Below are 17,979 nucleotides of genomic sequence, written 5' to 3' on the forward strand. Positions count from 1 at the left end.
CTTAGATACCTACCTTCTTCAGAAGTTGATCAAGATTGTCGGGATCTCTGGATGCTTCGAAGGCATTTTTCAGATCTACACGACGACGAATAAGGTGCTGCAATAAAGATTGATTGAGGGTCAAGATGCCCGAGTTTTCCGGCGAGTGAGTCAAAAGATGCTCAAGACCTTTCATGTCCTCTTCTTCGATCAAGGCGCGCACTTGCGGCTTCATCAAAAGAACTTCATGAGCGAAAACTTTTTCCCCGGAAAGTCCCGCCACAGGATATTGTCCCGAAGCCAGACTAAGAATTTCCGCCAAACGAGGCGCGCCGTGCTCTCCATATTTGTCACCTAAAACGGACAAACAACGGCGAAGAGCATTCGTTACCGAGGGAGCCTTCATAGAATAAACGACAAACGTTCCCTGCTCCGCCAACGCGAGCGCTTCAAGAAAACTTTCATCGTCGCCAAAACCTTCATAGACAACCATATCCACGCCCGCCAAAAGACTTTCTTTTTCTTCAGGCTTGGAGAATTGTCCGTTATGATACATGTAACAGGCTTTCGCTTCTTTCACTTGCGGAAACGCATGGCGAGAGAACACCACTCCAACGAAAGATTTTTCTTCCGAAAGTTTTTGCAGAATACGATGCAAAGCCCACACTTGTCCGGCTTCACCTGGACCGGAAAGCAGCACGAGCCCCTTCATGCGCGTACACGTTTCAAGAAGTGACGGCGGAATCGGAATTTCTTGTCTGCCACCGTCCAAATCCATATCCAAGACCGCTTTCATTGTCGTGTCTTGCTGAAAGAATGAAAAACCGATACGGACACTTTCAAAAGACGTCTCGCCTTGCACAACACCTGTTGTATCAAGCACTGCTTTTTGTTGAGTGCTAAGAAGACTTTGTTGAAGAAGATTCCACTCCGTCACCAAAGCGGGAGAACTGCGTAAACTCGCCCACCCTGCAGAGCCGCGAATGCGCGGTTCACTGCCGACGACAAATAAAAACTCTTCCGCCTTCTTGGCTTTTGCTTGCAAGAGAAGTTCCGTCAAACTCATTATGTGTCCTTCACTGATGCATTGAGTACTTCTTCGATTGTTGTCACGCCTCTTTTTAGTTTTAACAAAGCACTACGGCGCAGAGTTCGCATCCCTTGCTCGCGCGCAAGATAACGAAGCTGACCCGTGGAAGCACCTTTAAGAATCGCTTCCTTCATTTTTTCGTTCATGTGCATAAGTTCGAAGATCGCGGTACGACCTTTAATACCCGTGTTATTGCAGTTCGCGCAGCCTTTGCCGCGGAAAAGTTTGTAATCACCGACTTCCGCTTGCGGCACACCGAGGTTCAACAATGTTTGCGCGGGAACTTCGACAGGCGCTTTGCAGGATTCACACACTTTACCGACAAGACGTTGTGCGACGATCAAGTTGACCGTTGAAGTAATAATATACGGAGCCACACCCATCTCTGTCAGACGAATCACCGTCGACGGAGCATCGTTGGTATGCAGAGTACTTACGACCAAGTGACCTGTTGAGGCCGCTTTGAACGCGATCTCGGCCGTTTCCAAGTCACGAATCTCCCCCACCAGGACGATGTCAGGGTCTTGACGAAGAAAAGACTTCAGGGCATTCGCAAAAGTCAGATCAATGTCAGGATTCATTTGCACCTGATTGATACCTTCTAAGTTAAACTCCACCGGATCTTCCGCTGTGGAAATATTCACATCCGGCTGATTGAGATCGGCTAAGGCAGAGTAAATCGTATTCGTCTTACCGGAACCCGTTGGGCCCGTGATAAGCACCATGCCTTGAGGCAGATTGATATTGGATTTGAAAAGTTTCAGATCGTCTTCCTCAAAACCCAGCTTCGTCATATCCAGCTGAAGGTTCGATTTATCCAAAAGACGCAAAACAACTTTTTCACCCCACAATGTCGGCAGAACGCTCACACGGAAATCCATTTCTTTCCCTTTAGAGGTTCTTACTTTCAAACGGCCGTCTTGAGGACGGCGTTTTTCCGCAATGTCGAGCTTAGACATGATCTTGATACGCGAAGCGATCGCAGCACCCGTTCCCGCAGGAGGCGCCGTCGCTTCCACAAGATTACCGTCAATACGGAAACGCACGCGGTATCTTTTTTCGTAAGGTTCGAAGTGAATATCAGATACTTTTTTACGAATGGCGTCTGTCAAAATCGAGTTTACGAATTTAACAATCGGCGCATCATCCAGCGGACCATCCTGGTCAATGATCTCTGCCGTCGGACTTCCGATGGAAAACTCCTCGTCCAAATCCGCCGCGTTCATGGAGTTTAGTGACTTCGTGCTGATACTGCCGCCATAGTATTTTTCAATACCGGAAACAATCGCACTCTCTGTTCCAACAACAGCTTGAATGCGGCAGCGAGTGATAAAGCGCAAGTCTTCTTTAACAATGATATTACTAGGATCGGCAAACGCGACGACCAACGTGGTCCCCGCTTTTTGCAATGGGATCAAAGTATTTTTCTCACAGACATCTTTAGGAATAAGAGCGATAACGCTTTGATCGATTTCGAAAGTATTGACCTCAACACCGGGAACCGCAAAGTGCTTCTCAAGTGCGCGAAGGATTTGGTTTTCCTTAAGAAAACCCAATTGAATGATCGCACCTGTCAGTTTCTGGCCGGATTTTTTTTGTTCTTCAACAGCAACAGCCAGCTGATCAGGTTTGAGCAAACCTTGCTTAACTAAGATTTCACCAATTTTGAGCGAAGACATTGTGGCTCCCCTAGACTCTAAATGTATATTAGGGTGCCGTTTTTTGTAACTAGACCGAGGGAGAGTTTTCTTTCAAAAAGTGAATCCAGCTTTCGCGGATCTCCTCCAGAGACTGAAAGTCGTTCACCTGCAGACGCTTCATCCAGAGCTGCGTGATCGCCGTCGCGATCGAAACAGGATGCAAAACTTTAAGTTCCGCTTTCTCCGCCTCTTCGAGCAAAAGATTCTGCGCCGGCAAGAGATTCAAATCCAAAGCGTAACCGCTTCTTTTCATAAAATTGAAATACGAAAGATCCGTCAACAAAGACTTTTGTTTGGAAAGATCCACGGAGTTTACAATAAGCCCCGCGCTCACCGCCTGCATCGTCAGTTCTTCAGGGGGAAGAATCGTAAACCGAATCCCGATCTGCGAGTGCGAAAGGATTTCCTGTTGTCGCTGCAATCGCGCCGTTTCACCGACTAAAAAAATCTCGGAGCATCCCATTTGCGCAACAACAAAAGCAGCAGCGCGAGCCTCTTCATTATCGCCCACGATAAAAGCCGGCGCCCGAATATCCAAATCACGAGCTTCGCTGACAAGAACGGTGCGCATCGCTTCGTACAATAAAATTCGGGGATACCAGGTTCCGTCCTCTTTAAAAAACGAGTCCAGGCATTGAATCAAACGCACTTGCGTCGGCAAAACTTTGAGTTGCGGAAGAATCCGTTCAGAAAGAGCCGACGCGACTTTCACCGCCGAAGCCCCGTCCATAAGATCGAATGCAAATTCAGGATGAGTCTCGAGTGTCCAGTCCCAGCCCTTCTGCTTGGCGAGCCAGCGGAAGTACTGAATTAAAGGACCTTCCCCTTGCGCGCGAAACTCAACGATTTTGTGGGTGCTCATCAAAATACTTTCGGGCTTGCGCCATGTCTTTTTGAATTTGGTTCTTCAGCTCTTCGATTCCCGAAAATTTCGCTTCATCCCGCAAGAAGTGCAAAAGATAAACTTCGACCTCCACGCCGTACAGGTGCGCATCGAAATCAAACAGGTGCGACTCGATTTTGACAGGCCCCTTGCCGTTTTCCTGAAACGTCGGATTGACCCCGATATTCGTGATCGACGGATGCATGTGACCACCCACTTTCGTGAGCGTACAATACACTCCCAAACGCGGCATAAACTCAACATCAGGATGAATGTTTGCCGTCGGAACGCCGATTGTGCGGCCTCTTTGAAAACCTTTTTCCACGTGACCGCGCACGTAGTAAGTACGGCCCAAAAGCTCGTTGGCTTTTTCGACTTCGCCTTTTTTTAATTCTTCACGAATGCGCGTCGAAGAAACGACCGAACCCTGATACTGAAACGGCGGAATGATAATCAAACGAATGCCTTTTTCGGCGCAGTATTTTTCCAGGAAGGGAATATTGCCGGCACGATCCGCTCCGAAAGAAAAATCGTGGCCTACCACCAAAGTTTTCGGATGCAGATTTTTAACGATGTATTCGTCGAGGAATTTCTGCGGCGAAACTTGCGAAAACTCCTTCGAGAAGTTCTCGATAATGACGTACTCAATGCCCCGTTGTTCGAACTGCTCTTGCTGGTCTTGGAGGTCAAAAAGGCGATAGGTCGCTCTCTCTGGATGAAGAACTTTCACAGGGTGTGGATGAAAGGTATACACGACCGATGGAACGCCAAAGTACTGGGCCTCGCGAACCACGTTTTCGACTAGCTGTTGATGCCCTAAATGAACGCCGTCAAAGTTGCCTATAGTGACCACCGAGGCCGCGAGAGGAGAGTTTATTTCTTGGACGCCTTTTAAGATATGCATATTTTTCAATATACCCTTTTCTACGCTTCTCGGTAAGGCCTTTTAATAGTTGAAATTTTTAATAAATTTGCTATGTTGCGACGCGTGCAAAAGGCCTCATTTCAGCATCTCAAATTTCGCCTCGAAGTGCTACTTCGATTCTTTTCTCGACGCCGAGGATTCTGGCTGCGTGGCCTGCTATGCTGGGCTATTGGATGTCTGGCTCTTTCCAACGATGAAATCACGTCTTACGACCAGCGCTTTCAACTGCGTGGAGATCAAAAGACTTCTTCACAAATCGTTCTAATCACGATTCGCCAATCCGACTTCGAAAATCTTTATGATACACGCACCAACTTCATGGAAAACCTGAGTGAGGTGACGGATATCACGGACAGCTTCTTCTGGAATAAGCCGATCTGGTCGGAACTTTTGCTGCGAATTTTACGTCAAAACCCAAAATCCGTGGGTGTGACTTTGTACTTTGGCGACAACGTCGGAACTGTGCGCCTCTCCCCTGACGAACAAAAAATCTTTTTAGATCCCCGTGTCGTGTGGGCTTCAACGACAAACAGCTTAGAAAGAATCCTTACTCCCGTCTTCACCAATCGCGAGCATAACAACTTGGGTAACAACGAAGTTCGCCGTGACGAAGACGGAGTTGTTCGCCGTGTTTTCCCGCAAAGAGCTGAAATGCCGCATTTGGTGGAAAAGATCACCTCTAAAAAATTCCCGACGACACTGGCGGGACTGCCGATTAATTACCGCGGTTCGAGTCGTGTCTTTGCTCAATACTCTTTGAGCGAGATCATGTATGACGAAATTCCTGCCGATGCTTTCGCTGACAAAATCGTTTTGATCGGTGCGGAAACTTCTTCAGCGCCGATGTACATGACACCCATGGGAACTCTTTCGCGCACGGAGATCTTAGCGCACGTCACAGACACGGTTCTTGGCGACAAATGGATCCAGCGTCTTTCGTTCTGGTGGTACGCTTCGGGATTCTTTGTCTTGATGTTGTTGGCGGTCTTCTTGATCACAACCTACCCGCAGTCCGTCGCGTTGTTTTGTATTTTGTGGATCGGAACTTTACTGGCGGCTCTTTCCGCCTGGGTGTTTGATACGTTCTATTTCTGGTCGCCGGCATTTTCTCCCTTTGTTCTTTTAGGCGCCTCCTGGATTATCTTTATCGGCTATCAGGCGACTAAGATCGAAAAGAAAAACTTCCGTTTGCAACAAGAGCAGCAGTATTTGCAGGAACTTGAACAACTCAAGAACAACTTCGTCAGTTTGATTTCACACGATCTCAAAACGCCGATTGCAAAGATTCAAGCGATCGTCGATCGTTTGATGACTCAACATCACGAAGAAGAATTGGGACAAGATTTACGCTCGTTGCGCCTTTATAGCGACGAATTGCACAGATATATCCAGTCCATCCTCAAAGTTTTGCGTGTTGAATCGCGCGACTTTAAGATCAATACGGAAGTTGCGGACATCAATGAAGTCGTCGAACAAGCCCTGCAGTTGCTGCAGCCTCTGGCGCGCGAAAAAGGCATTCAGATTCATACTTCGCTGGAGCCGATGTTCTCTGTCGAATTTGATACGACCCTGATCAAAGAGGTCGTGATCAACTTAATTGAAAATGCGATCAAGTACACGCCTGCCGGCGGGCAAATCGAAGTGATCTCTCACGAGTCGGACGAATTCGTTCACGTGATGGTGAAAGACACCGGCGAAGGCATTAAGCCCGAAGACATGGAAAAAGTCTGGGGTAAATTCACGCGTGGAAGCGACCAGGATTTAAAAACTAAAGGAACGGGATTGGGACTTTATCTCGTTAAATATTTTATCGAACTTCATGGCGGCAAAGTGAAGATGGAAAGCACCGTAGGCCAAGGCACGACGGTTTCTTTCACTTTGCCGTTGGATACAGAAACGACTGAGGTGTTGGCATGATGAACAAACTCCATACTCTTATTGTAGACGACGAAGCTGAATTGCGCCGCTCGGTGATTTCGATTCTAAAATCGACGATGCCTGAAATTGAATTTACGATCGACGAAGCTTCCACAGGAAAAGAAGCGTTGGACAAAGTAAAACAGCAACAATGGGATCTTGTCTTGATGGACGTCAAAATGCCCGAGATGAACGGTCTTGAAGCTTTGACAGCGATTAAAGAACACGATCCGCGCACGTTCGTCGTTTTGATGACAGCGCATTCAAACTTGCATGATGCGGTTCTTGCAATCAAAGAAGGCGCTTACGACTATGTCGAAAAACCTGTTCAGCCGCAACTCTTGGCAGAGATCGTGCGTAAAAGTTTGGAAGCTCGCGACCTTGTTTCCAGTCTGGCCCTTTCTAATCCAGTTTTTGACGACGATATCGAAAGCGAGTTCGTAGGCGGCTCTTCGAAAATGAAAGAAGTCTTTAATCTGATTTACCGTCTGTGCAAAGTGGACACCACAGTGCTTGTACGCGGTGAAAACGGAACCGGCAAAGAACTTGTGGCGCGCGCAATCCATTTCAACTCCCCTCGCAAGTCCGGCAGCTTTGTTGCCATCAACTGCGGCGCCATTCCAGAAAGCTTGATGGAAAGTGAGCTTTTCGGTCACGAGAAAGGTGCTTTCACCGGCGCTGTCGAAAGAAAAATCGGTAAGTTCCAAATGGCGAACAACGGAACGTTGTTTTTGGATGAAATCGGCGAGTTGAAGCCTGACATGCAGGTAAAACTTCTGCGCGTCCTGCAAGAGCGTAAATTCACTCCTGTAGGCAGCACCCGCGAAGTCAAAACCACGACACGTATTATCGCAGCCACAAATCGCAATTTAGAAAAAATGATGGAAGAAGGAACTTTCCGTGAAGACCTTTTCTATCGTTTGAATGTCATGCCGATCTTCTTGCCGCCGTTGCGTGAACGCACGGATGATATTGAAGCTTTGGTGCAAAACTTCATTAAAAAATTCTCCAAGCAACACGGTCGCGTTATCAACGGTGTTACACCGGAAGCTTTGGATTTATTGAAGTCCTATCGCTGGCCTGGAAACATCCGTGAACTTGAAAACGTGATCGAACGCGCGTTCATTGTTGAAAACGACCATCAAATCACGGCTGATTCATTGCCAGAGTCGATTAAGCTTGCTCCGAAAGGTGATGGCGACAAAACGGCAAGCGTCGGTTACTCGGGGCCTTTGGATTTTGACGCTTTCAAAGAAGAGATGGAAAAAGAATTTATCGTCAGCGCCTTGAAAGCCAACAATGGCCGTATCAATCAGACTGTGGCGCAAGCGAATATTCCAAAGAACACTCTTTTGCGCAAGATTCGTAAATATGGAATTAACGTAAAAGATTTTACGAACGAAGAATAAATCCAGCTGTGCGGAGGACTTCCTCCGCCGAAATGCCTTTCATGCATTCGTGCGTTTTAATCGGACAGACCTTGTGGCCATGCTTTCCGCAAGGTCGGCACTTCAAGCCTTCCTTCTGCACGACAAAACTGTCTGCGGACCACGGACGATAACCAAATTCTAAAACAGTTGGACCGAAGACAGCAATCAACGGCGTTTCACAAACAGCGGCAAGATGTGTCGAAGCACTGTCATTCCCAATGACCAAAGCCGCTCGCGCGATCAGTTGCGCAGACTCGATGATTTTGGTTTTCCCTGCCAAAGATTCTGAACCTGGAATGGCGGCGGCGACTTTCTCTGCTAGCGCTTCTTCTCCGGGGCCGCCCATCACATAGACTTGAAAACCTTTTTTCTGCAGGGCTCTGCCCGTTTCAATAAAGCCTTCTTCCGTCCAGCGTTTCGTCGCCCACACACTGCCTGGGAATATCAAAACAGCTTTACCCTCTTCGAAGCCTCGCAAAGAGTATTTACTTTTTAACGATGTATAAATATCGCCAAGCTCCAAGACTTGGTGGCGCAAACTCATCGATGCCCATTTCGGAGGCGCTGAAAGCAGACCGTGCTCTTTGGGAGCGTAAGGTTTTTCGAAGCTGAGGTATTCGACAAGATCTTTTTCTAATTGCGGATCTTCCGATTTCAGTAAGCTCAATTGGCGTAAAGCATCCGGAAGTTGCAACTGTCTTTTGTTTCTTTTAGAGAAAACAAAAAAGTTCCAACCCTTGTCAAAACCGATTTTATGATTTGCTTTGATTTGCGTGCAAAAAAAAGCGGTTCGCAACGATTCATGCGGAGAAATCAGATTATCGACTTCAACAAAACGAAGATGTTCAACAATCTTCGCATAAGAGTCTTTATTGCCTTTTTCAATTTCAAAAACTTGATCAACCAATTTGGTCTTAAGGAAAAAGTCACCGAAGCCTTTGCGACAGACAAGAGCTAATTTATGTTGTGGCCATAGATCCCGAGTCTTCTTGAGAAGCGGGATTGAGAGAAGGAGGTCTCCCAAAAAGGCTGTTTGCACAACTAGATTCAAGGCCATGAATAATTTCCTCTAACGAGACCTGATCGTAGCACATAATGGTTTTTTCACAAGTCCTCTTCCAGCACGGGCTGCAAGGGCTTTTTGTGAGTATTTTTGTGCCTCGATCATAGAGATCAATCTCTTGCGCGCAGGTCGGACCGAACCATGCAATCACTTGTTTTTTCTGAGCGATGGCCATGTGCATTCCGAGACTGTCTCCGGTAATAACAACATCACACGCAGCGACACTCACAAGTCCGTCGCGCAATCCTGATTCGGTCGCTGATGAAATGACCGGTAATCCGTGGCCGATTTGTTGGTTTCTTTCCGTGTCTTCGGGGCCGCCGAGCAGGACAATCTCTGCCGTCGGAAAATCCTGAAGAATGCGTTCAATAAGTTCACGATGATACTTTACCGTGAGCTTCTTATAAGCAATCACATTGCTGCAGCCTGTATTCAGACCAATCAGAATACTTTTACCGCGCGCATTCAACCACTGCTGACGGCGTAATGCCATCTCGCCTTCTTCCGTCGCAGAAAGAGGCAACCAATAGTCGTCACGTTGAAACTCCCCGAGCTCCAACGCTTCGACCATCAACTGCGTTTCAGCTTTTTGATTCACAAAAAACTTTTTATGATTATCTAAACCCAGCTCCCACAGCTCTTGCGCCGCCGGAGTCGCCGGCACGATCGCCCCCGTGCGAGGATTTGCCGTAAAACCATACAACTGATCAATCACCGTTCTTTTTGCGATACCAATGGCCTTTAGGGATTTATCAATAACAAAGCCGACTTCAAACTCTAAAGCACCTAGCTGTAAAAGATCTTCTTCCTTGCTTGTTAGAACGCGATCAATTGCCGGATGATTTTTGAGAAGATGATGTGCCGGAGCATCCGTCACCCATGTGATCATGGAACTTGGATATTTTCTTTTAATGGCCTTTAAAAGACTTGTGCTGCGAACCACCGCTCCGAGCGCACCTAAGTGAACAATCAAAATTGAAATCTGAGGGATATCCATTTGCGAACATGAGGAATCGCAGTGTTCATTTTTCGCGCAAGGCTTGTATCCGTTAAAATGCCGACAATCTTTTATGGCCATAGTCTTATTCTAAGCCATTGTCTTAGGAAGACGGAGATCCGTTGTGCTTTTCCCGACCTTTGTCGGAAAAAGCGACCGCTATTTATTCCGATAAGTCAGCGAATGAAGATTGAAAAAGAGCAGGTCCAGCTTCAGGCGTTTCAACTCACTTCCTCCGGCGACGGAGGCGTCCTGACTCTATTGTCTTCCCGTAAAAACTTTCGCTTAAACAGTCTGCAGACTTCTTATCTAGATGTGCTTCGCAATTCGGGCAGCATCGAAGGTCTTATTCAGTTTTTTCTGGGGCAAGGATGGCTTGTCAGCTTTCGCGAGCTCTATCAGCTTTTGGATTTCCTCGTGAGCGAAGGAATTCTGCTAAATCCTTCTTTTCGCGAGTACTTTCTGAAGTTTGCTCCGCAGAATCTGCAATTTTCTAATTCCACTTTCGAAACAAAGATGCAAACGGGCTCTCTCAACCCGCAAGATTTGCCGTTCTTTCGCTCTTTGGAACCGGAGCTTGCGAAGTTTCTTTTAAAAGGGGCTGAAAAGTTTTCCGTGCCCGCGCAAATGCGGATCACGCAAACAGGAAAAATGGAGCGCGATCTTTTCATAATGATGAAAGGGCAAGCTGCGATTTACCGCGTGATGGATGAAAAGCACCGTCAGATGATTTCGCTTTTAAATAGCGGCGCGATTTTTGGTGAGCGTGGATTTCTTTTGAATCAACCTCGTTCAGCCGACGTGATCACAACCCTGCCGTCGGAAATTTTGCGTGTTCGTTACTTGCCGGAATTTGATCAACTGATCAAATCTGAAAAAGCACAAAGCTTGCAACATCGTTTCTGGGTTTTGCAGGCTTTGCAATCCTCCGCGTTTTTTAAAAATCTTCCCAGTGACAGTCTGGACAGTTTGATTTTCTCAGGCCGCATGGTGCAGGCGCCAGCGCACCAAGTCTTGTTTCAAGAGGGACAACACGGCAACACCTGTTACATCCTCATCCAGGGCAACGTTGTAATCAGCCAACGAGGAAAAAATATCAACGTCCTGGGCCAGGGCTCCGCTTTCGGAGAAATCTCACTCCTCATGAGCGGCGGCCAAAGAACCGCCACCGTCACCACACAACAAAACTCAGTCCTTCTCGAAATCCAACAAACCGATTTCTACCGAGTCCTCTCCCAAAACCTTATCCTAGCAAAAGAAATCGAATCCCTAGCAGCCCAACGCCTCCAAAACGACACCACCCGCCGCTAAAAGGTGCCTGCTTCTTTTTTCTGGCTACACCGGGCCAAAGCCCATCACCGGTTTACCTTGTCCGGTTCGCAGATCCGAATATCGAATTCACAGTGAGCTCTAAAAAAGAACAAGGCCGAATCGCACGATTCAGCCTTTGGAAATTTAGATTTTGATGCGCTATTGCCAGAAAAAAGAAGCAGGCACCTATTTTCCGGGTTTGATTGAGACTACTTCGGAGACGAGGGTGCCGATTTTGATTTTGGCTTCGATGCGCAGGACGTATTTGCGGTCATCGTCAGAGAGCCAGATGTAGTTGTCGCCGATGGGCTTGAGCTTTCCTTTAAGGACGATGTTCGGTTTGATGACGATGGCTTTCATAGGGCCGAGGTTCGTGTCGAGGACTTCGCGACGGATGGCTTTGCCGGAGAAAACGAGATTTTCGTTATCATTGCCGACACGGAATGAATATTCTTTCCCCGTTTCCCATTGGAAGTTTCGCATGTAGTAAATCGCGCTGTACACGTTTTGCGTGAACGGAAGGATATCCCACTGCTGTTTTTTCTCTTCCTCGCCGTTCTCTTTTGTGACTTTCTTTTCCCAGAAGGTCGCGGTGTTCTTTTCATTGTCGAAAAGCATTTTCGCTTCACGCAGCTGACCGGATTCCTTCACGTGCAATTGGAATACGCTCGGCACCAAGGTTTCAAAATCGACGAAAGTTTCCACGCGGTCTTCAACACTATAGAATGACGAGAATAACGAACTCGTTTTGATCTCGATTGCGAAAGTGTAGGACTTGCGATTGTTGACCATCGAGAATGGTTCGACCTTCATTTTCAATTCACCAGCGGAGACTTTGAAATAATGCACATCATGCACCACTTCTTCCCCGACGCGGAATGGATCTTTTAAAGGACGACGCCCGTCAAATCCTGCGTCGTCTTCAAGCTCCGGCTGGCGACGAGTCGCTTCGGAAGCTTTAGCTTCGACCGCTTTTTTATCTTTGCTCGGCGATTTTTTTGCTTCTTTTGCCGGAGCTTTTACGGGAGTCGTCTTTGCAACCGTTTCCGTTTTTTTTGCGGATTCTTTTTTTACTGACTTCGTCGACGTAGATGTTTTCGCTGGGATGGCAGGTGCTGGCGTGGGAGCCGGCACCGGAGTTGTTTCTGGAGCAGGAGTTGTTTGTCCGTCGGCAGCAGTTTCTTCAGGCGCTTCTGTCGGTTTTACGATCTGTACGGCAGATTCAAACTCTTCATTCTTTTTTAGCTGATCCGCCTTTTCGTACTTCAAAAGTGAAGACGAACAAGACATCAAAAAAAGAACTGAAAAAAGAGAAATTAAACGCGCTGCGAACGTCACTAAAAATCCTTCCATCTACGATGCACCCACATCCACTGCTCCGGGTGTTTACGAACAATTTCTTCCAACTTGTCGTTAAATGCCTGGGTCATGTTTAAAGTGGTCTGATCCTTATCATCAGTCACCATGGAGGAAGTGTCTATAGCTGGTTCAATAACAACATGCAGTTTTTTGTCATTTCCTTCATAGGTATAAATCGGCAGAACCGGCGACTTTGTCTTTTGCGCGAAAAGCGCTAGACCATAGGCCGTCCCCGTTCGTTTGCCAAAAAACGTGGTGGCAATGCCGAAAGGTTTTCCCATGTATTGATCCAGCACAAAAACCAGCGCCGCATTTTTCTTAAGAGCTTTTAAAATTTCAAAGGCGTTATTGGGACCGTGAGCGTCGATGTACTTCACGCCTTTTGCTCCCCGCACGGAGAACCAAAGGTCATCGAACCATTTTGTTTTAAAACGTTTTGTGATGATGAAGATCTCTTGCCCCTTCATCGAAATGGCATTGGAAGCTAAATCGCCGTTACCCAGATGCAGGCTTAGAAAGAACATGCCTTTGCCGCCGGCACGCGCTTTTTCGATATTATCCCAGCCCTCGAAAACAACATTCTTGTCGATCCACTCAGGCGTTACGGAGGGAATAAAAAAGAACTCTGCGAAATTATAACCCAGCTGATAGACTGACTCGCGACCCACTTGATGCTTTTTTTTCTCGTCCCATTCGGGAAAAGCGATATTGAGATTGTCCTGCACAATCTTTTTGCGAAAGCCAAAAACATCGTACCACAGAAATCCCACCCAAGCGCCGGACTTGCGCAGCCACGTCCTTGGAAACAGGGAGCTGAAAAAAACCATGAATTTAACGAAGAACTTGATGAATAATTTCACTCAAACGTCCCTTCTTCCCTAGCTCGGCCACCTGCAAAGAAGCGTTCCATAACTGAGAGGGGTCAGACATGAGATGGCGAAGTTTGACGGCGTCTTTTTCCGTCGTCACAAGATACTTCGCTTGAGATTTGCGGAACTCTTCCTCGATATTTTTCACATCTTGTTGCGAATACTGATGATGATCGCGGAAGTGCATACTTTTTTTAGAGACCGTTCCAATCTCTCTCATCATTTTTTCAAACACATCGGGACGAGCAATCGCGGACACCAGGAATAACTCCTGATCGCGCAACTCTGTGACACTCTTTAACTCGTCCGTTTTTGCATTGCGAAGATTCTTAATCTCGTACCCGAAATAAAGAATTTCTTTGTTCTTCGGTAAGCGCTCTTCCAGAGCCTTTAAATCGCTTTCAGGCGCAAGATTGCATTTCGTCAGAATAAGCACATCGGCCCGCTCAACACCGGCCCACGACTCACGCGCACGCCCCTCAGGAACGACGGCGTAGTTATCCAGATTCTCTGTCGCATCAAGAATGACGATATTCAGATCGCGAAAAAGTTTACGATGTTGAAAACCATCATCGACAAGCAGAAGATCGTATTTTTCCTTAGACACCGCATATTCAGCCGTTTGCCATTTGCTGGGACCGACATACACGGCTACATCAGGATTGGCTTGCGCCAACAAAACAGGCTCATCGCCGTAGTAACGGGCTGCGTGCGGATGATCGACATCGACACGTACCGGTGACTCGGCATCCGCTCTGTAAGAACGGCTGATCACTGCGACCTTTTTACCTTCTTGGACTAAAAACTTAAGACAGAAATCCGTGATCGGCGTTTTTCCAGTTCCACCCACTGTCAAATTTCCAATGCTCACCACGGGCGTCGTCGGTTTATAAACCGCGAACATACCACGATCATAGAGAGTGTTTTTCACTCCCACGATCTGATCATAGAGAAAAGAGAAAGGGCGAAGGTACAGCTTCATTAAACGAAAAACTCATCGAGGGCTTTCACCACTCGTTGAGTAGCTCCTTTGTCGCCAAGATATTGACGAAGCTGTCCAAGATCGGAAACGACTTGTGCTTTGTAAGCCGGATCCGTGATGTATTTTTCCAGCAAAGACGCCAGATGTTCCGGATTCACATCAGCTTGGAATCTTTCAGGCACAGCTTCTTTGTTCAAGATCAAATTCACCAAACCGAAATACTTTGTTCCGCGCACGACAAGTTTTGCGAAAATACCCGTGAGCCACTTCATGCGATACATGATGACCATCGGTTTTTTCAAAAGACCGACTTGCAACGTCGCCGTCCCTGAAGCCACCAACATCATGTCCACAAGATGGATCATACGGAAAGGCTCGTCTTTCATCAGGATGTAAGGAAGACGGAAGTCTTCGAGATAATCCTGCATTTGTTCTTTCGAGAATGTCGGAGCCGTCAAAATCAAAACTTTAAGATTAGGAAACTTTTTGGATAACAAACGAGCCGTATCCAATTGGATTTGGAAATGCTGTTTTAACTCTAAACGGCGACTTCCCGGCATCAGACCCAAAACGATTTCATCGTCACGAATGCCACATTGATTGCGATGAATCTTGAGATAGTCTTTATCGTCAATCAAACGCTCATCGAGTTCATCTAAAAGAGGATGCCCGACAAATTCGCAGGGAACTCCGTGCTCTTCGTAAAAAGCGACCTCGAATGGGAATAGCACGAAGACTTTTTTGCAGTATTTTTTGATCGTTTTTACGCGACCTTTACGCCACGCCCACACCTGCGGCGAAATATAATAAACAACCGGAATATCCATTGCATGAAGCTTTTTGGAAAGCATCAAATTGAACTCAGGGTAATCCATGACGATCGCTACTTTCGGACGGCGTTTTTCAGCTTCAGAAACGAGACTGTCAAACACACCTTTCAAATGACTGTACTGAGCGATGATTTCCGCTGCGCCAACGACAGCCATTTCTTCCGATTTTCCAAGACGTTCAAAGCCAAGGTTTTCCATGTCCTGACTGCCGACGCCAAAAGCGTGAATCTTACGATTCTGCTTTTTCCAGGTTTCAAGAATTCTTTGCGCGTAAGTAACACTGGAGGCTTCCGCAGCCACGATCAATACTTGATCCATTAGCCCTCGATCATTCTGCGCACGTCTTCGATGGCTTGCAAAGCGATCAAACCGTCAACGCCAGTGACGACAGGTTTTTTATTATTAAGAACAGCATCAATGAACGCGTCGGTTTCTTTTTGGAGAGCATCTTCCTTGTTCACAGTCCACTTCGTGACTTTCACCAGTTCGTCTCCGCCAGGTCCTACTTCCACTTTTTCAAGTTCGTGAGTTCCCGTTTGCGCAAAGAAAGTCGCGTCATCTTGAATCACACGGATAGATCTTTGCGTTGTCGGAGATACACGGCTGACATTGATAATGCCGTGAACGCCGTTTTTCATTTTGAAAGAAACTGAAGCCGTATCCAATTCTTTAGAAACCAGTTTGGAGCCGGAAGCGATCATGGATTCAATCTCACTGCCGCTGAGCCAGAAAAGAAGATCCATATCGTGAATCATCAAATCGTGCAGAACGCTGACATCCGCGCCGCGCGCTTTGTAAGGCGCCATACGCGTAAGTTCGATAGTACGAGGATTTTTAAGATGCTTTTTAAGTTCATTCACAGAAGGATTAAATCTTTCGATATGTCCTACTGCCAGCTTCACGCCGTGCTTTTCCGCCAAGGCCACAAGCTCTTCAGCCTGAGGGACCGTCGCCGTAATAGGTTTTTCCACGTTCACGTGAATACCGTTTTGCACGAACGTTTTTGCCAATTCATAATGGCTCAAGGTGCTTGCCGCAATCGTGACAAGGTCCACTTGACCGATCAAATCTGTCGGACGATGGAAGCTTTTAACTCCCAACTCCGCCGCGATTTTATCCGCTTGCGCAGGGAAATGATCACAAACCCCCACGAGTTCTACGTGAGGGTTGTTTTTGTACTTCTGCGCATGAAAATTACCAAGGTAGCCGACTCCGATGACGGCGCCACGTAACTTACTCATCGTCTTGCCATCCTTTTGGACTTCTATCAACAGCGATACCACGTTTTGAAGAGCGGATAAAGTCGATGAAGTATTCAATGTTAGGACTCAATGTGCATTCTTGTTTAATGCGCTCGATACCTTCTTCTACCGTGTGCGAACCCATGATGATGATACGGATTGCTTTGTGCACATTCGAAATTTCTGCGCGATCGAAACCTTTACGAGCCAAACCGATTTTATTGGTTGCACGGATCGTCGCGTAAGTTCCTTGAGCGCGGCAGAACGGAAGGACGTCTTTATTCACGATACTGCTGCCGGCGATGAACGCCATTTTGCCAACTTTAGTGAATTGGTTCAAAGCGGACATCCCACCGATGAAAACACCGTCAGCAATTTCACAGTGACCACCCAAGTGCGTGTTATTCGCCATGATCACGTTATTGCCCAGTTTGCAGTCATGCCCCACGTGAGTGTAGGCCATGAAATAGCAGTTATCGCCGATTTCTGTTTTTTTATCACCCTTGCTTGTCGCAAGGTTCACTGTCGTAAACTCACGGAAAGTATTGTTGTTTCCGATAATCAAACTTGTAGGTTCCCCTTTATAGGAAACGTCCTGAGGTGCACCACCAATAGCAGCACCCGGGCAAAAGTGATTGTTTGCGCCGATCTCGAGAATCCCATGACGAGATCCCAAAGTGACATGCCCTTCTACGTACGTGCCTTTGCCGATTTTAACTTTACCTTGGATCAAGCAGTAAGGACCGATTTCCACATCATCGGCGATTTCTACTTCTGGAGAGATAACACTGCTTGGATGAATTTTATAATTTGCCATGAACTTCTTTACCTATCAGTGCGCATGCGCACAAAACGAAAAAAGGGCCTACTTAGAGGCCCTTTTCATTCTAACTACTTTTCTTTTTCAAAGGCCGCGATCACTTCTTGAGTCAAATCAGCGTCCGGAGTTGCATAAAGCACCATTTGCGAATTTTCGATGACCATTGTGTAGCCTTTGTCTTTCGCAAGTTTAGCAATAACTTTTTTCATTTTATCCAAGATCGGAGCTGTCAATTCGCGCTCTTTCTTTTGGATTTCAACTTGGCTTTTGCCAACAACGTCACGGTACTTCAACATTTCTTCTTGGAACTCAGCTTGTTTTTTATTCAAAGCATCTTCGGAAAGAACAGACTTTTTCTTTTCCAAGTCTTCGCCCATTTTCTTCAAATCAGCTTCTTTCTTCTCAAGTTCTTTTTTCTTTTTGTTGAACTCGCCTTCCAATTCCGCTTTTGCTTTTTTACCAGCAGAAGTGGATTGAATAGCTTTTTGCATGTCTACGTAGCCAACCTTAGCTTCAGCATTTGCGAAAGAAGCTGCCAAGAGCAGGCTCATCGCGATCAACATTTTCTTCATTAAAAATCCTC

General features: G+C 46.8%; 16 protein-coding genes. 3 read left to right on the top strand and 13 right to left on the bottom strand.

The genetic code is table 11. The features are described from left to right. Position 1: 1 nt before the first annotated feature. From QJS83_RS16220 to QJS83_RS16235, 4 genes are read right to left on the bottom strand one after another with little or no spacing between them, the layout of a single operon-like run. Complete coding sequence (locus tag QJS83_RS16220; protein ID WP_284606404.1) at positions 2 to 1,045, bottom strand: P-loop NTPase family protein; 1,044 nt, start codon at positions 1,043 to 1,045, stop codon at positions 2 to 4. After that, positions 1,045 to 2,748 carry a type IV-A pilus assembly ATPase PilB gene (gene pilB / locus QJS83_RS16225; protein ID WP_284606405.1) on the bottom strand — a complete coding sequence of 568 codons (1,704 nt, stop codon included), beginning with the start codon at positions 2,746 to 2,748 and terminating at the stop codon, positions 1,045 to 1,047. Before pilB ends, QJS83_RS16220 begins: the two co-directional genes overlap by 1 nt. A 49-nt stretch (positions 2,749 to 2,797) precedes the next feature. Next, positions 2,798 to 3,631 (bottom strand): Rossmann-fold NAD(P)-binding domain-containing protein, encoded by an 834-nt coding sequence (locus tag QJS83_RS16230; protein ID WP_284606407.1) that lies wholly within the window; start codon positions 3,629 to 3,631, stop codon positions 2,798 to 2,800. After that, positions 3,609 to 4,556: a bifunctional riboflavin kinase/FAD synthetase gene (locus QJS83_RS16235; protein ID WP_284606409.1), complete on the bottom strand. Its 948-nt coding sequence runs from the start codon at positions 4,554 to 4,556 to the stop codon at positions 3,609 to 3,611. Before QJS83_RS16235 ends, QJS83_RS16230 begins: the two co-directional genes overlap by 23 nt. Before the next feature lie 126 nt (positions 4,557 to 4,682). On the opposite strand from QJS83_RS16235, the gene QJS83_RS16240 reads away from it, so the two are divergent. Further along, complete coding sequence (locus QJS83_RS16240) at positions 4,683 to 6,494, top strand: ATP-binding protein (protein WP_284606411.1); 1,812 nt, start codon at positions 4,683 to 4,685, stop codon at positions 6,492 to 6,494. Then, the gene (locus tag QJS83_RS16245; protein WP_284606413.1) at positions 6,491 to 7,903 is read left to right on the top strand and encodes a sigma-54-dependent transcriptional regulator; all 1,413 of its coding nucleotides are present in this window, start codon (positions 6,491 to 6,493) and stop codon (positions 7,901 to 7,903) included. The genes QJS83_RS16240 and QJS83_RS16245 overlap by 4 nt, the downstream gene beginning before the upstream one ends. Here the strand turns inward: QJS83_RS16245 and QJS83_RS16250 are convergent. Next, the gene (locus QJS83_RS16250; RefSeq protein ID WP_284606415.1) at positions 7,887 to 8,831 is read right to left on the bottom strand and encodes a glycosyltransferase family 9 protein; all 945 of its coding nucleotides are present in this window, start codon (positions 8,829 to 8,831) and stop codon (positions 7,887 to 7,889) included. The two genes, QJS83_RS16245 and QJS83_RS16250, sit on opposite strands and share 17 nt — an antisense overlap. A 52-nt stretch (positions 8,832 to 8,883) precedes the next feature. Further along, positions 8,884 to 10,065: a glycosyltransferase family 9 protein gene (locus tag QJS83_RS16255; protein ID WP_284606416.1), complete on the bottom strand. Its 1,182-nt coding sequence runs from the start codon at positions 10,063 to 10,065 to the stop codon at positions 8,884 to 8,886. 102 nt (positions 10,066 to 10,167) lie between these two features. On the opposite strand from QJS83_RS16255, the gene QJS83_RS16260 reads away from it, so the two are divergent. Further along, positions 10,168 to 11,295, top strand: coding sequence for a cyclic nucleotide-binding domain-containing protein (locus tag QJS83_RS16260; RefSeq protein WP_284606418.1), 1,128 nt, complete (start codon positions 10,168 to 10,170; stop codon positions 11,293 to 11,295). A gap of 186 nt (positions 11,296 to 11,481) precedes the next feature. On the opposite strand, the gene QJS83_RS16265 is transcribed toward QJS83_RS16260, so the two are convergent. From QJS83_RS16265 to QJS83_RS16295, 7 genes are all read right to left on the bottom strand, one after another. After that, complete coding sequence (locus tag QJS83_RS16265; protein ID WP_284606419.1) at positions 11,482 to 12,648, bottom strand: DUF3108 domain-containing protein; 1,167 nt, start codon at positions 12,646 to 12,648, stop codon at positions 11,482 to 11,484. Beyond that, entirely contained in the window at positions 12,633 to 13,514 is an 882-nt protein-coding gene (locus QJS83_RS16270; protein ID WP_284606421.1) for a lysophospholipid acyltransferase family protein, read from the bottom strand. Before QJS83_RS16270 ends, QJS83_RS16265 begins: the two co-directional genes overlap by 16 nt. Continuing rightward, positions 13,486 to 14,505: a tetraacyldisaccharide 4'-kinase gene (gene lpxK / locus QJS83_RS16275; RefSeq protein WP_284606423.1), complete on the bottom strand. Its 1,020-nt coding sequence runs from the start codon at positions 14,503 to 14,505 to the stop codon at positions 13,486 to 13,488. Before lpxK ends, QJS83_RS16270 begins: the two co-directional genes overlap by 29 nt. Further along, positions 14,505 to 15,653 carry a lipid-A-disaccharide synthase gene (gene lpxB / locus QJS83_RS16280; RefSeq protein ID WP_284606425.1) on the bottom strand — a complete coding sequence of 383 codons (1,149 nt, stop codon included), beginning with the start codon at positions 15,651 to 15,653 and terminating at the stop codon, positions 14,505 to 14,507. The genes lpxK and lpxB overlap by 1 nt, the downstream gene beginning before the upstream one ends. Further along, positions 15,653 to 16,576 (bottom strand): Gfo/Idh/MocA family protein, encoded by a 924-nt coding sequence (locus tag QJS83_RS16285; protein ID WP_284606427.1) that lies wholly within the window; start codon positions 16,574 to 16,576, stop codon positions 15,653 to 15,655. The genes lpxB and QJS83_RS16285 overlap by 1 nt, the downstream gene beginning before the upstream one ends. After that, the gene (lpxA, locus tag QJS83_RS16290) at positions 16,569 to 17,393 is read right to left on the bottom strand and encodes an acyl-ACP--UDP-N-acetylglucosamine O-acyltransferase (RefSeq protein ID WP_284606429.1); all 825 of its coding nucleotides are present in this window, start codon (positions 17,391 to 17,393) and stop codon (positions 16,569 to 16,571) included. Before lpxA ends, QJS83_RS16285 begins: the two co-directional genes overlap by 8 nt. A 74-nt stretch (positions 17,394 to 17,467) precedes the next feature. Continuing rightward, positions 17,468 to 17,968: an OmpH/Skp family outer membrane protein gene (locus tag QJS83_RS16295; protein ID WP_284606431.1), complete on the bottom strand. Its 501-nt coding sequence runs from the start codon at positions 17,966 to 17,968 to the stop codon at positions 17,468 to 17,470. Between the last annotated feature and the right edge of the window lie 11 nt (positions 17,969 to 17,979).

Source organism: Bdellovibrio sp. 22V, from assembly GCF_030169785.1.
GTDB lineage: Bacteria > Bdellovibrionota > Bdellovibrionia > Bdellovibrionales > Bdellovibrionaceae > Bdellovibrio.

Bases quoted from the DNA above. Each gene is read 5' to 3' on its own strand.
- QJS83_RS16235 (WP_284606409.1), bottom strand. From the start codon at position 4,556: ATGCATATCTTAAAAGGCGTCCAAGAAATAAACTCTCCTCTCGCGGCC.
- QJS83_RS16285 (WP_284606427.1), bottom strand. From the start codon at position 16,576: ATGAGTAAGTTACGTGGCGCCGTCATCGGAGTCGGCTACCTTGGTAAT.
- QJS83_RS16265 (WP_284606419.1), bottom strand. From the start codon at position 12,648: ATGGAAGGATTTTTAGTGACGTTCGCAGCGCGTTTAATTTCTCTTTTT.
- lpxA (WP_284606429.1), bottom strand. From the start codon at position 17,393: ATGGCAAATTATAAAATTCATCCAAGCAGTGTTATCTCTCCAGAAGTA.
- QJS83_RS16260 (WP_284606418.1), top strand. From the start codon at position 10,168: ATGAAGATTGAAAAAGAGCAGGTCCAGCTTCAGGCGTTTCAACTCACT.
- QJS83_RS16245 (WP_284606413.1), top strand. From the start codon at position 6,491: ATGATGAACAAACTCCATACTCTTATTGTAGACGACGAAGCTGAATTG.
- lpxK (WP_284606423.1), bottom strand. From the start codon at position 14,505: ATGAAGCTGTACCTTCGCCCTTTCTCTTTTCTCTATGATCAGATCGTG.
- QJS83_RS16230 (WP_284606407.1), bottom strand. From the start codon at position 3,631: ATGAGCACCCACAAAATCGTTGAGTTTCGCGCGCAAGGGGAAGGTCCT.
- lpxB (WP_284606425.1), bottom strand. From the start codon at position 15,653: ATGGATCAAGTATTGATCGTGGCTGCGGAAGCCTCCAGTGTTACTTAC.
- QJS83_RS16295 (WP_284606431.1), bottom strand. From the start codon at position 17,968: ATGAAGAAAATGTTGATCGCGATGAGCCTGCTCTTGGCAGCTTCTTTC.
- QJS83_RS16255 (WP_284606416.1), bottom strand. From the start codon at position 10,065: ATGGCCATAAAAGATTGTCGGCATTTTAACGGATACAAGCCTTGCGCG.
- QJS83_RS16220 (WP_284606404.1), bottom strand. From the start codon at position 1,045: ATGAGTTTGACGGAACTTCTCTTGCAAGCAAAAGCCAAGAAGGCGGAA.
- pilB (WP_284606405.1), bottom strand. From the start codon at position 2,748: ATGTCTTCGCTCAAAATTGGTGAAATCTTAGTTAAGCAAGGTTTGCTC.